The organism is Bradyrhizobium sp. USDA 4454, from assembly GCF_054822705.1.
In genome coordinates this window covers 3,332,187-3,345,134 of record NZ_JBTRCN010000001.1, presented here as the reverse complement: position 1 = coordinate 3,345,134, position 12,948 = coordinate 3,332,187, and the positions used below count along the sequence as shown (strand labels likewise).

Annotated in this window: 10 protein-coding genes; 3 read left to right on the top strand and 7 right to left on the bottom strand. The window is 65.9% G+C overall.

From position 1 onward, the window contains the following. Nucleotides 1-206: 206 nt before the first annotated feature. From ACVIW0_RS15515 to nirB, 3 genes are read right to left on the bottom strand one after another with little or no spacing between them, the layout of a single operon-like run. Nucleotides 207-2,870 carry a nitrate reductase gene (locus tag ACVIW0_RS15515; RefSeq protein WP_461353124.1) on the bottom strand — a complete coding sequence of 888 codons (2,664 nt, stop codon included), beginning with the start codon at nucleotides 2,868-2,870 and terminating at the stop codon, nucleotides 207-209. 23 nt (nucleotides 2,871-2,893) lie between these two features. After that, nucleotides 2,894-3,223, bottom strand: coding sequence for a nitrite reductase small subunit NirD (gene nirD, locus ACVIW0_RS15510; protein WP_461353123.1), 330 nt, complete (start codon nucleotides 3,221-3,223; stop codon nucleotides 2,894-2,896). Continuing rightward, complete coding sequence (nirB, locus tag ACVIW0_RS15505; RefSeq protein ID WP_461353122.1) at nucleotides 3,220-5,679, bottom strand: nitrite reductase large subunit NirB; 2,460 nt, start codon at nucleotides 5,677-5,679, stop codon at nucleotides 3,220-3,222. Before nirB ends, nirD begins: the two co-directional genes overlap by 4 nt. A 114-nt stretch (nucleotides 5,680-5,793) precedes the next feature. Here nirB and ACVIW0_RS15500 point away from each other — a divergent pair, with 114 nt between their 5' ends. Next, the gene (locus tag ACVIW0_RS15500; protein ID WP_461353121.1) at nucleotides 5,794-5,985 is read left to right on the top strand and encodes a hypothetical protein; all 192 of its coding nucleotides are present in this window, start codon (nucleotides 5,794-5,796) and stop codon (nucleotides 5,983-5,985) included. 442 nt (nucleotides 5,986-6,427) lie between these two features. On the opposite strand, the gene ACVIW0_RS15495 is transcribed toward ACVIW0_RS15500, so the two are convergent. Then, a complete protein-coding gene (locus ACVIW0_RS15495; RefSeq protein ID WP_461353120.1) occupies nucleotides 6,428-6,625 on the bottom strand; it encodes a hypothetical protein in 198 nt (65 codons plus the stop codon). A 2-nt stretch (nucleotides 6,626-6,627) separates the two neighbouring features. On the opposite strand from ACVIW0_RS15495, the gene ACVIW0_RS15490 reads away from it, so the two are divergent. Both ACVIW0_RS15490 and ACVIW0_RS15485 read left to right on the top strand, forming a co-directional pair. Next, nucleotides 6,628-7,578, top strand: coding sequence for an MFS transporter (locus ACVIW0_RS15490; RefSeq protein WP_461353119.1), 951 nt, complete (start codon nucleotides 6,628-6,630; stop codon nucleotides 7,576-7,578). A gap of 231 nt (nucleotides 7,579-7,809) precedes the next feature. After that, nucleotides 7,810-9,528 (top strand): bifunctional protein-serine/threonine kinase/phosphatase, encoded by a 1,719-nt coding sequence (locus tag ACVIW0_RS15485; protein ID WP_461353118.1) that lies wholly within the window; start codon nucleotides 7,810-7,812, stop codon nucleotides 9,526-9,528. A gap of 283 nt (nucleotides 9,529-9,811) precedes the next feature. On the opposite strand, the gene ACVIW0_RS15480 is transcribed toward ACVIW0_RS15485, so the two are convergent. The 3 genes from ACVIW0_RS15480 to ACVIW0_RS15470 form a co-directional block, all read right to left on the bottom strand. Continuing rightward, nucleotides 9,812-10,441, bottom strand: a complete 630-nt coding sequence (locus ACVIW0_RS15480; protein WP_461353117.1) for a hypothetical protein — start codon at nucleotides 10,439-10,441, stop codon at nucleotides 9,812-9,814. Beyond that, a complete protein-coding gene (locus tag ACVIW0_RS15475; protein WP_461357342.1) occupies nucleotides 10,438-10,932 on the bottom strand; it encodes a c-type cytochrome in 495 nt (164 codons plus the stop codon). The genes ACVIW0_RS15480 and ACVIW0_RS15475 overlap by 4 nt, the downstream gene beginning before the upstream one ends. Nucleotides 10,933-11,051: 119 nt before the next feature. After that, nucleotides 11,052-12,824 (bottom strand): PQQ-dependent dehydrogenase, methanol/ethanol family, encoded by a 1,773-nt coding sequence (locus tag ACVIW0_RS15470; RefSeq protein WP_461353116.1) that lies wholly within the window; start codon nucleotides 12,822-12,824, stop codon nucleotides 11,052-11,054. Nucleotides 12,825-12,948 lie beyond the last annotated feature (124 nt).

Below are 12,948 nucleotides of genomic sequence, written 5' to 3'. Positions count from 1 at the left end.
GCCCTGCCCGTGTTCGCGACCGCCAGCGCTTGCCGATACACCATTTTGCTGGCGCGAGCACTGCATTGTCGGCATGAAGCCATCCCCGGACGGCCTATGTGCGGCGCACGGGCAGCCCCGGGGAACCGGCCGAGCGAATCGTCGTCGGATTGCCGCCCCGCGAAATTGTGCCGCGGCTGTTAGGCCACTCGACCGGATGCGAGCAATCAGGACGCGATCGCCTGCCGCGGCTGTGCGGTGGTGCCGATCAGCTTGCCGATCTCCGGCTTGCAGCCGCCGCAATTGGTGCCGGCCTTCAGGCAGCGGCCGATCGCTTCGACGCTGTTGGCGCCCTTCTTGATCTCGGCAGTGATCTGGTGCCGTCCGACGCTGAAGCAGGAGCAGACGATCGGGCCGACATCCTCGCCCGCGCCGAACGGCCGTCCCGCCAGCAGCGACATCCGCGCGTTGGCCGAGAGCTGCGGTTCGGCCAACAGCCCGGTCAGCCAGGCCCGCGACGGCAGCGCGTGATCGGGCGCGATGAACACGCAGCCCTCGAGCCGGCCGTCGCGCACCGCCGCGTAGCGGAAGCGTCCCGCCGCCGGGTCGCGATAGGCGATCCATTCGACCTCGACGCCGTCGAGGCCGAGCTGCGCGCTTGCCCAGTCGTGCCAGCTTTCCGGGCGGGCGTCGAGCGCGAGCTCCAGCCGCGTGCCGTGGCCGGCCTTGCCGTAAACCCAGTAACCCGACGCCGGACGCTTGATCGCATCGCGGCTCAGGACGAAGGCATGCCATTGCGGCGCGTAGGGATCGGCCTTGACCGGCGTGTGCTTGGATTCCGGCTGGCCCGACAAGGGATCGACCGCCGGATTGACCACCGCGTTGACGCGGCCCTCGCCGGCGAATTCCTCGTTCCAGTGCATCGGCACGAACACGCAGCCGCGGCGCTGGTCGGGGCTGATCACGACGCGCGCGATCATCTCGCCCCAATTGCTGGTCAGCCGCACCAGCCCTTCGTTTTGCAGGCCAGCCTGCCGCGCATCCTCGGGATGGAATTCGGCATAGGGCTCGAAGATATGCGACAGCAGCCGTCCGGTCTTTCCGGTCCGCGTCATGGTGTGCCACTGATCGCGGACGCGGCCCGTGTTGAGCACCAGCGGAAAGTCGCGGCTGGTGGCGTTGCGCGCTGCGCGCGGTGCGACCGGCACGAAGCGCGCCTTGCGGTCGGGGGTGAAGAATTGCTGGCTCTCGAACATCCGTGGTGTGCCGTCCGGATGCTCCGCTGTCACCGGCCATTGCACCGGCGCCAGCGCGTCATAACCACCATCGTCTAGCGCAGCCAGCGCCGAGATATCGAAATCGCGCTTGCCGTCATTCTCGAAGCCCGAGAGTTCGGCGTGCTCGCGGAACACCTCGGCGGCCGAGGCGTAGTCGAAGCCGGCATATCCCATCCGTTGCGCGACGTCGCAGATGATGCGCCAGTCGGCGCGCGCCTCGCCCGGCGCGGGCAAGAACGGCCGCTGCCGCGAGATCCGGCGCTCGGAATTGGTGACGGTGCCGTCCTTCTCGCCCCACGCCAGTGCCGGCAGCAGCACGTCGGCACGGCGCGTGGTATCGGTGTCGCGCATGCAATCCGTCACCACGACGAGCTCGCAGGCCTCGAGCGCCGCACGGGCGCGGTCGGCATCGGGCAGACTGACCACCGGATTGGTCGAGATGATCCACACCGCCTTGATGCGGCCATCGGCGATCGCGTCGAACATGTCGACCGCCTTCAACCCGCCCTTTTCCGCAATCACGGGCGCGCGCCAGAACCGCTGCACCAGCTCGCGATGCGCCGGATTCTCGATCTCCATATGCGCCGCGAGCTGGTTGGCGAGCCCGCCGACCTCGCGGCCGCCCATCGCGTTGGGCTGCCCGGTCAGCGAGAACGGCCCCATGCCGGGGCGGCCGATGCGGCCGGTCAGAAGATGGCAATTGATGATGGCGTTGACCTTGTCGACGCCGCTCGACGACTGGTTGATGCCCTGCGAATACAGCGTGACGACGCGCTCGGTCCTGGTGAACCAGTCGAAGAACAGTCCGACCGCGCCTTCGCTCAGGCCGCAGGTCGCAGCGGTCTGCGCCAAACTCTGGCCGCCGACCTGCTTGAGCGCATCGACGATCCCCGTCGTGCAATTCCCGATAAAGCCACGATCGACCGCATTGCTGCCGGCGAGGTACGCGAACAGCCCGTTGAACAGCACGGAATCGCTGCCCGAGCGTAGCGGCAGATGCAGGTCGGCGCCCTCGCAGGTCGCGGTGCGGCGCGGATCGATCACCACGATCTTGCAGGCCGGGTTCTTCTCCTTTGCCGCCAGCATGCGCTGGTGCAGGATCGGATGGCACCAGGCGGCATTGGAGCCGACCAGCACCAGAAGCTCGGCCTGTTCGAGATCCTCGTAGCAGCCAGGCACGGTATCGCTACCAAAGGCGCGCTTGTGGCCGGCGACGCTGGAGGCCATGCACAGCCGCGAATTGGTGTCGATATTGGCGGTGCCGACAAAGCCTTTCGCCAATTTGTTGATGACGTAATAGTCCTCGGTCAGGAGCTGGCCGGAGACATAGAAAGCGACCGCGTCGGGCCCGTGCTCGCGGATGACCTTGCCAAAGCCGCCGGCGACGCGATCGAGCGCGTCGTCCCAGGTGGCGGGCGCGCCGTCGACGATCGGCTCCAGCAGACGCCCGTCGAGATCGATGGTCTCGGCGAGCGCCGAGCCCTTGCTGCAAAGCCGGCCGAAATTGGCCGGATGCTCCTTGTCCCCGTCAACCCGGACGTTGCCCGCCGCGTCCTTTGACGCGATGACGCCACAGCCGACACCGCAATAGGGACACGTGGTCTTGACCGGCATTGCAGGATACTTCCCCTCGCCGCTCAGCTCACCGCAGCCGCCTGCCGCACCGCCAACCAGACCACGCCGTTCTCGACCTTGGCCGGATGGGTATGCGTGCAGCCCTCGTCGGGCGCGACCGCCTGGCCACTGGCCAGCTCGATGACGAAATTATGCAGCGGACAGGTCACGCGCTTGTTGTGCACAATGCCCTGCGACAACGGCCCGCCCTTGTGCGGGCAGCGGTCGTCGAGCGCGAACACCTCGTCGCTATCGGTCCGGAACACCGCGATGTTGCCGCTAGGGGTGCGCACCACGCGCGAGCCGAGCCGCGGAATGTCGTCGAGCGCGCCGATTTCGATCCAGTTGGTCATGCCAGCTCCAATTCGGCGAGAGGCGCGAACTCGTTGCGGTCGACGCCGCGGCTGGCGCGCTCGGCCCACGGATCGCTCTGCGCGAATTGCTGCGAATAGGCGAAGCGGGCGAACAGCGCCTTGCGGTTCGCGACGTCGTCGACCACCCGCTTCCGGATCTGCTCGAGACCGACGCGGTCGCACCATTTGTACATGCGCTCGAGATACCAGCCCTCCTCGCGGTAAAGCTGGGTCAGCGCCACGATCACCTCGAGCGTCTCGTCCTCGGTCTCGACCTTGGTCAGAAACTCGGTGCCCTTGATGTGCAGGCCGGCGGCGCCGGCGAAATGGATCTCGTAGCCAGAATCGACGCAGATCACGCCGACGTCCTTGCAGGTCGCCTCCGCGCAGTTGCGCGGGCAGCCGGAGACGCCGAGCTTGACCTTGGCCGGCGTCCAGGAGCCCCACATGAACTTCTCAAGCTTGACGCCGAGGCCGGTGGAATCCTGGGTGCCGAAGCGACACCATTCCGAGCCGACGCAGGTCTTCACCGTGCGCAGGCCCTTGGCATAGGCGTGGCCCGACACCATGCCGGCGTCGTTGAGGTCGGCCCACACCGCCGGCAGGTCCTCCTTCTTGACGCCGAGCAGGTCGATGCGCTGGCCGCCCGTGACCTTCACCGTCGGGATGTTGAACTTCTCGGCGACGTCGGCGATGGCGCGCAGCTCGCTCGGCGTGGTGACGCCGCCCCACATCCGCGGCACCACCGAATAGGTGCCGTCCTTCTGGATGTTGGCGTGGACGCGCTCGTTGATGAAGCGCGACTGCTGGTCGTCGCGATATTCGCCGGGCCAGGTCGCGAGCAGATAGTAGTTCAGCGCCGGACGGCAGGAATGGCAGCCGTTCAACGTCTTCCACTCCATGAAGCGCATCACGGCCGGAATGGTCTTGAGCTGTTGCTCGACGATGACGCGGCGGACGTCGTCATGGCTGTGATCGGTGCACTTGCAGAGCGGCTTGACCTTCGGCGCCGCCGAATAGTCGCCGCCGAGCGTGAACGCCAGCACCTGCTCGACCAGCCCGGTGCAGGAGCCGCAGGACGACGACGCCTTGGTATGGGCGCGGACGTCGTCGAGCGTGAACAGCTTCTTCTCCGAGATCGCCTTGACGATCGCGCCCTTGCAGACGCCGTTGCAGCCGCAAATCTCGGTCTCGTCGCTCATCGCGGCGACCGAGTTCTGGCCGCTGACGCCGCCGTCGCCGAGATTGGCGGCGCCGAACACCAGCCGCTCGCGCATGTGCGAGACGTCGGTGCCGTCGCGCAGATGCTGGAAGTACCAGGGGCCGTCGATGGTGTCGCCGTAGAGCACGGCGCCGACGATCTTCTTGTCCTTCAGGATGATGCGCTTGTAGACGCCGCGATGGGCGTCCTGCAGCACGATCTCCTCCTTGTCCGGCCCCGGCGCGAAGTCGCCGGCTGAGAACAGGTCGATGCCGGTGACCTTCAGCTTGGTCGAGGTGACCGAACCGTCATAGGTGGCAAAGCCCTTCATCGCGAGATGGTTGGCGCAGACCTTGGCCTGCTCGAACAGCGGCGCCACCAGGCCATAGACCTGGCGGCGGTGCTGCACGCATTCGCCGACCGCATAGATACGGCCGTCATAGGTCTGCATGGTGTCGGAGACGACGATGCCGCGCTCGCAGTAGAGCCCGGCCTTCTTGGCGAGCTCGAAATTCGGGCGGATGCCGACCGCCATCACCACGAGATCGGCCGGCAGCTCGGTGCCGTCGCCGAAACGCACGCCCGTGACGCGCTCCTCGCCCAGGATCGCCTGGGTCTGCGCCGGCATCTTGAACACCATGCCGCGCTCCTCCAGCGACTTGCGCAACAGGCCGCCGGCGACCGGATCGAGCTGGCGCTCCATCAGAGTGTCGAGCAGGTGCACGACCGTGACGTTCATGCCGCGCTTCATCAGCCCGTTGGCGGCTTCGAGGCCGAGCAGGCCGCCGCCGATCACCACCGCATTGCGATAATCGGTCGAGGCCTTGATCATGCGATCGACGTCGTAGATGTCGCGGAAACCGATCACGCCCGGCAGGTCCTTGCCCGGCAGCGGCAGCATGATCGGGTTCGAGCCGGTCGCGATCAGCAGCCGGTCATAGCGCACGCGATCGCCGGCCTCGGTGACGACTTCGCAGGTCCGGCGATCGATCATCGAGATCGTCTCGCCCTTGCGCAGCGTGATGTTGTTGTCCTCGTACCAGTCGACGGTATTGAGCATGATGTCGTCGACGGTCTTCTCGCCGGCGAGCACCGGCGACAGCAGGATGCGGTTGTAGTTGCCGTAGGGCTCGGAGCCGAACACGGTGATGTCGTAGAGATCGGGCGCGCGTTCGAGCAGCGCCTCCACGGTGCGGATGCCGGCCATCCCGTTGCCGATCACCACAAGCTTTTGCTTGGTCACTTTGTCGAGCATGGTCTGCCTTTCAATTCCGACGACGGTGCTCAACGACGCGGCGCGCGTCGTCGATCGACACCGATCAGGTTTGGAGTTGTTAGGAAGCCCAGCCGCGGGCGCAGACCGTCCTCGATGACGATCGATGTTCCGTTAGCGACTGATATTCAAAACACGTGCCAATTCGCGATGGACGAATCTCGTTGTAAAATCAATGGGTTTTCGGCGACCTCGAATCTGGCCGGCGGCGCGGCACGGCCGCAGCTGGCCGATTTTTTAGCCACGCCGATGATCTCTTGTGCAGCACAGCAACAGCGGCCGCGATGACGATCGCGACCCCGCGATCGATGTGTGCCACCCCGCGGGCGTGGCGCATCGCACAAGAAAGCATCAAGGTGCGCGTTTGTGCGGCGGCACGTGCTGCGAGCCCCGCCAATCACGCGCACCGAACGCGGTCCGGGATCTCGCTGCAACGCCTTGCGGCTGCAAGGCAAAGCGGCGGGATCGATTCGATGGCACGCAAATTGCTGACCTGAGCTCTTGACCGAGTGCGTCTCAACGACGAGCGCCTCTCACCATTCACCCACATTCGATTGATCTGCGCCCGAGACAGCCGCACGCGTGCGGCCGTCTCCGCCGCATTACCGCGAGACGTTGTGATGAAGCTAGCCGAGTTCAAGAAGGCAGGTCACTGGCCGACCCTGCTCGCTGCGTTCCTGTATTTCGACATCAGTTTCATGGCGTGGGTCGCGCTCGGACCGCTGATCGTCTACATCGCGCGCGACATGAATTTGACGGTGAACGAGAAATTCACCCTGGTCGCGATTCCCGTGCTCGCGGGCGCGCTGTTGCGGGTGCCGATGGGCATTCTCGCCGACATCATCGGCGCCAAGCGCACCGGCATCATCGCCCAGCTCATCGTGATTACAGCGACCGCGGCGGTCTGGCATTTCGGATTGACCAGCAAGCTTGCGATCGAGCTGTTCGGGCTTTGCACTCGGCGTCGGCGGCGCCTCGTTTGCGGTCGCCCTGCCCCAGGCGAGCCGCTGGTATCCGCCGCAATATCAGGGCGTGGTGATGGGGATCGCCGGCGCCGGCAACATGGGCGTCGTGCTCGACACGCTGCTGGCGCCGAGCATCGCCGAACATTGGGGCTGGCAGGCCGTGTTCGGCTGTCTGTTGATTCCGATGCTGATGGTGCTTGCCTATTATGCGGTCGCAGCCAAGGACGCGCCGGGCGAGCGCAAGCCGATCTCGCTGAAGGCCTATGGCGCGCTGCTGAAGGATTCCGACAGCCGCTGGTTCATGTTCTTCTACTTCATCACCTTCGGCGGCTTCGTCGGTCTCGCCAACGCCCTGCCGCTATATTTCACCGTGCAGTATCACGTCTCCGGCGTGGCGGCCGGCATGCTGGTCGCCTTGATCGTGGCGTTCGGCTCGGGCTTCCGCCCGGTCGGCGGCATGATCGCCGACCGCATCGGCGGCATTCGTTCGCTGTCGATCCTGTTCGGCATCGTGGTCGCCGCCTATGTCGTGATCGCCTTCATGCCGGAAGGTCCGACCGCACCGACGCAAGCCGGCTGGGCGTTGACCGAGCTGCCGCGCATCGCCTGGATCTCGGTGCTGCTGTTCTCGATCGGCGTGCTGGCGCTCGGCATGGGCAATGGCGCGGTGTTCCAGCTGATCCCGCTGCGCTTCCGTCACGAGATCGGCCTGATGACCGGGCTGGTCGGCTGCGCCGGCGGCATCGGCGGCTTCTTCCTGGCGCAGACGCTCGGTTACGCCAAGGGCATGACCGGCGGCTTCGGCGCCGGCTTCCTGTTCTTCGGCGCCCTGGCGTTGCTTGGCTTCATCGGACTTGCCATGGTCAAGGTTCGCTGGCGCACCACCTGGGGCGCGGTGTCGGGAGCGCGCGTCTGAACCACCCGCCGCCCCGAGGGGTAAGAACATGAAACTAGGCCGAGTTGCTGCCGCGCGGCTTCCTCACCTCTCCCCGTCGGGGAGAGGTCGGATCGCATCGACAGATGCAATCCGGGTGAGGGATTGCGCGCTCTCGTGGGACCTGAGCCCCCTCACCCGGCGCTTCGCGCCGACCTCTCCCCGATGGGGAGAGGTGACGCGTGCGGAGCGGCCCTCACGACGAACAACCATTTGCGCCTAATTGCCGTGGCGAACGGCGCGCAACGGGATCTCGGCGTTCGCTTCGGCTTTGCCAGCGAGACCGGCAGGCGCGCCGCCAATGAGGATTATGTCGCGGCCTGCCTTGGCCAGCCGGGCACGCTGCACCGCGACGTGGTGGCCGCGGTCGCCGACGGCGTCGGCGGGCACAAGGGCGGACGCGACGCCGCGGAAACTGCGGTGCGCAGCTTCATTGACGCCTATTATTCGCTGCCCGAGACGCTCGGCGTCCGCCGCCGCGCCGCGCTGGCGCTGGAGGCCGCCAACAGCTGGATCTACGGCCAGAGCCGCGTCGATGCCGCGCGCAGCGGCATGGCCTGCGCGTTCTCCTCGATCATCCTGTCGCGGCGGCAATGCCATGTGATCCATATCGGCGATACCCGCGCCTACCGCCTCAGCGAGGGACGCCTCGAACGCCTGACCCAGGATCACGTCGCCGGCCGCGGCGACCTCGCTCATATGCTGAGCCGCGCCATCGGCTTCGAGGAGTTCGCCCGCTTCGACACCACCTCGGTCGGGATCAGGCAACATGACCGTCTCCTGATCTGCAGCGACGGCGTTCATGGCGCGCTTAGCGATCCCCGCCTCCAGCAATTGCTGGAGGAGCGCACGCCGCCGGACCAATCGGCGCGCAGCATCGTCGATGCCGCGCTCGCGGCCGGCAGCAGCGACAATACGACGGCGCTGGTGCTCGACGTCGTCGACCTGCCGCCGGCGGATCGCGCCGACCTCACCCACGCGATCGCAACGCTGCCGATCCTCGATCTGCCGGAAACCGGCGACACGATCGACGATTTCGCGCTCCGCGACGTGCTGTCCGACGGACGCTACAGCCGCCTGTTCAAGGCCACCGACACGCGCGCCGGCCGCGAGGTGGTGCTGAAATTTCCGCATCCGCGGGTCGCAAGCGAAGGCTCCTATCGCCTCGCCTTCGTGCGCGAGGCCTGGGTTGCCGCGCGCGTGCGCAGCCTGTGGATCGGCGAGATCATCGAGGTGCCGGCGGAGCGCCAGACCCGGCTCTATTCGGCGATGCCGCTCTATGAGGGCGAAACGCTGGAACAGCGGCTCACCCGCGCGCCGCGGCTGTCGCTGACCGAGGGGATCGCGATCGCAACCAAACTGGTGCGCGCGGTGACGGCGCTGCACCGCGCCGGCATCATCCATCGCGACATCAAGCCGGACAATGTGATCCTCGCGAAGGACGGCGGGTTGCGCCTGGTCGACCTCGGCGTCGCCCGCGTGCCGCTCTTGGAGGATTTTCCCGCCGAGGATATTCCGGGCACCGCAAGCTACATGGCGCCCGAGCTGTTCGGCGGCAAGGCCGGCGACGAGGCGTCGGATCTGTTCGCGCTCGGCGTCACGGTCTATCGCATGTTCACCGCGAACTATCCATTCGGCGAGATCGAGCCGTTCTCACGGCCGCGCTTCGGCAAGCCCGCCCCGCTGTCACGCTATCGGCCGGACCTGCCGGCTTGGCTCGACGCCGTGATCGGCAAGGCGCTCAGCGTCGAGCCCGCGCAACGCTTCGGCGACGCCATCGAGTTCGCGCATGAGCTGGAAAACGGCGCGACCTGGGCCGGCCCCGCCGTCACCACCCGCAAATCGCTGCACGACCGCGATCCCGTGACCTTCTGGAAGGTGCTGTGCGCGATCCTTGCGCTGATCGTCGTGGTGCTGCTGGCGCGGCATTGAAGCAAGAGAATTTTTGCTTTGATTAAAGCACCGGATTCCTCTTCACCTCGCCCCGCCTGCGGGGAGAGGCGTAGGCCGCCTGCGGCGGCCGTTCTCAAGAACGCCGAAGCAAAGCTTCGGCTATGACGCATCGCCAGATGCGTTCCGGGTGAGGGGGAGTCTCCGCAAGCGCACCATCACCGAATACGCGGAGACGGCCCCTCACCCCAACCCTCTCCCCGTAAGAACGGGGCGATGGAGCGCAGTTCCGTCGCGGCAGCGACTCACCCCAGTCTCATCAAGCCTACGACCCGGCGCGGCGGATCGTGATGCGGGTCTCGTCGGTCATGTCCTTGAGCTCTTTATTCGGCTCGCGATAGAGATGCCGCTCGATCTCGACGGTCCGGCCGTCCGTGGTCTTGCTGCACTTCTCGTTGACAAAGACCCCGCCGACCTCCTGCTTGTCGGCGCCCGGCTTCGCCTCCGCGCAGCTCCAGCCGTCCTCCCCGTAGCGCGACTTCGCCTGCACGCCGAGCAGGAACGCCTTCTTGCGCAGATAGAGCCGTGCCTTCGGATCGGTCTCGATGGTCAGCGCTGCGATCTTGGCATCCCTGTCGATCAGCACGGTGAGGATCGCCGGATGGCCGGCGACCATGGTGCCTTCGCGCGCGGTCTCGCGATCATACTCGAAGCGAATGCCGCGCAGTTGGTCCGGCCCTTCCGGGCAGTTCGACCATTGCGCCCATTCCGCCAGCCGGTGGGTGGTCTTCTCTCCGGCGCAGGTCAGGTTGATGTAGCCCGCGTCGGGCAAGCTCGCGATCGCCATGCCGACATTGATGTCGCGCAGGTCGCCCGCGGTCGCCATCGCCGGCACGGCGGCCGTCATGGTGGCAGCGAAGACGAGCCCACGGATTGCCGATCTCTGCTTGCTCATGGCTTTGCCTTCTCGCCTGGGTCGGACGGCGCGGCCGCATGGCCGGCCTCCTTGTAGATGTTGCAGACGCGCGAGCCGTCGCCGAAGAAGGTGATGCACTCGTCATAATTCGGCTCGCCTTTGCCCTTGACGTGGGCGAGCACGTAGTCGGCGACGGCCTCGATCTCGTTCGGCCGCAGGAACACGTTGGCCTCCGGCGGCATACGGTCGGCGACATCCTGCCGGCTCATCTCGTAGCATTTCGTGGTATCGTAGGAGCCGCGCACGAAGAACGGCATGCCGGTGCCCGGCCGACCGCACGTCACGGTCTCGATGATCTGCTCGCGCGTCAGCTCGGTCTTGCGCAGCGACAGCGCGTCGCCGCCATAGCCGCCGCCGCCATTGCCGTGCCATTTGTGGCAGCCGATGCAATTGCCGCGCTTGAACACCGCCTTCCCCGCATCGGTCGGATCGCTCGCCGACTGGGCCTGCGCCGTCACCACGAATCCCATAACCAGCACGCAGCCGAGCCACGCGCCAACCAGCCAGTCTTGCTTCATTTGTCTTGTTTCTTCTCTCGGCCAAATCGAACGCGGGAGACTCCGTTTCGGAGCCTCCCGCGCTTGCGACGTCAAAGGGCGAACACGTAGAGCATCGAGCCCGGCTGCATCCGCTTCAGCTCGGGCGTGGCATCGATGAACCACTTGTCCCAGGCTCCGCCGAGGCCGACCAGGATCGCGACATACTGCTTGCCATCCACCGAGAACGTGATCGGGGGCGCGTTGACGCCACCGCCGGTGTTGAACTGCCAGAGCTGCTGCAGCGACTTCGCGTCATAGGCGATCACCTCGCCGGACGGTTGTCCGGAGAACACGAGGTCAGGCGTCGCCAGGATGCCGCCGAGGTTCGGGAATTGCGTCTCCGCCTTCCCCGCCACCTTGCCGGTGGTGACGTCGATCGCGGTCACGCTGCCGGTGATCTTGACGTTCTGGCTCGGCCCGCCGCCGGTGAAGAACTCGCGCGCCTTGACCTTGTCCGGCGTCATCTCCTCGACCTTGATGTGGTTGCAGCTCTCGATCACCGGAATGTACCAGAGCTTCAGGTTCGGATTGTACGCGGTCGGCGGCCAGTTCTTGCCGCCCATGTTGCCGGGGCAGATATCCGTTTCCTTGTTGGTGCGGCTCGGCGTGACCGACGCATTGTACTTCTGCACGCCCTGCTTCGGATCGTACTCCACCGGCTTGCCGGACTCGGGATCGAGCCCCTTGGTCCAGGTCACCTTCTTGACGAAGGGCAGACCCCAGACGAACTTGCCGCTGTTGCGATCGACCGCATAGGCAAAGCCGTTGCGGTCGGCCTCAAGCGCGAGCTTCAGCGTCGTGTTGTTCGGACCGGGAACGTCGACCAGCACGTTCTCCGCCACGCTGTCATAGTCGTAGGGATCGTTCGGCGTGTGCTGGTAGTGCCACTTGATCTTGCCGGTGTCTGCGTCGAGACCAAGCGACGAGTCGGTATAGAGGTTGTCGCCGGGCCGGTATTCATTATCCCAGTCCGGTCCGGGATTGCCGACGCCCCAGACAATGGTGTTGGTCGAGGGGTCGTAGCTGCCGGTGACCCAGGTCGAACCGCCGCCGCTCGCCTTGGCGTTCTTGTCGTCCTTCCAGGTATCCGCCCCCGGCTCATCCTTGCCCGGGATGGTGTGGGTGCGCCAGACTTCCTTCTGGCTGTTCAGGTCGGTCGCGGCGATCCAGCCGCGAATGCCGTATTCGGCGCCGGCTACGCCTGATATCGCCTTGTCCTTCACGATCAGCGGAGCGCCGGTGATCACCTCGCCCTTGTCGGGATCGGCGACCTGGCGCTGCCAGGCGACCTGCCCGGTCTCCTTGTTGGTCGCGATCAGGCGACCATCGAGCGTGTGCGAGATGACGAGGTTGTTCCACAACGCGACGCCGCGGTTGTCGACGCCGCAGCAGGCGACCGCGCCGGCCCAGTCGTGGTCGGTCTTGGGATCCATCTTCCAGACCAGCACGCCTTTGCCGCCATGCGCATCGATCTTGTAGACCGAGCCCCAGCCGTCGGTGACGTACATGAAGCCGTTCTCGACGATCGGCGTTCCCTCCAGGCCGCCATGCGACCAGATTCCGCCGCCCTCGACGCCGCCGAGATGCATGGTCCAGGCGACCTTCAGGTTCTTCACGTTGTCTTTGTTGATATCGGTCAGCGACGAGAAGCGGGTCGCCGAGTAGTTCTTGTGATGGTGCAGCCAGTTGCCTGCTTCCTTGTCAGCGTTGAGCAGGCGATCCTGGCTGACGTCGTCGGCGAGCGCGAAAGAGCCCGCGAAGGTCGCGACGGATGCTACGGCCGCCACGAGCATATGAGATTTTACCCAATTCAACCTTGTCATGGATATATTTCCTCCGGATCTAGCATTCTTCATTGATCGATAGCCCGTCACATACGGGCGATCGCGCGAGAAGCCTTGAGTCCCGGCGATTGGCTGTGCCACCCGCCGCATTCCCAGTCACCTG

What these genes read in the sequence shown, in the direction of transcription:
- ACVIW0_RS15470 (WP_461353116.1), bottom strand. Translation starts at nt 12,824, where the DNA reads ATGACAAGGTTGAATTGGGTAAAATCTCATATGCTCGTGGCGGCCGTA.
- ACVIW0_RS15500 (WP_461353121.1), top strand. Translation starts at nt 5,794, where the DNA reads ATGACGATCGATGTTCCGTTAGCGACTGATATTCAAAACACGTGCCAA.
- ACVIW0_RS15480 (WP_461353117.1), bottom strand. Translation starts at nt 10,441, where the DNA reads ATGAGCAAGCAGAGATCGGCAATCCGTGGGCTCGTCTTCGCTGCCACC.
- ACVIW0_RS15515 (WP_461353124.1), bottom strand. Translation starts at nt 2,870, where the DNA reads ATGCCGGTCAAGACCACGTGTCCCTATTGCGGTGTCGGCTGTGGCGTC.
- ACVIW0_RS15475 (WP_461357342.1), bottom strand. Translation starts at nt 10,932, where the DNA reads ATGGGATTCGTGGTGACGGCGCAGGCCCAGTCGGCGAGCGATCCGACC.
- nirD (WP_461353123.1), bottom strand. Translation starts at nt 3,223, where the DNA reads ATGACCAACTGGATCGAAATCGGCGCGCTCGACGACATTCCGCGGCTC.
- nirB (WP_461353122.1), bottom strand. Translation starts at nt 5,679, where the DNA reads ATGCTCGACAAAGTGACCAAGCAAAAGCTTGTGGTGATCGGCAACGGG.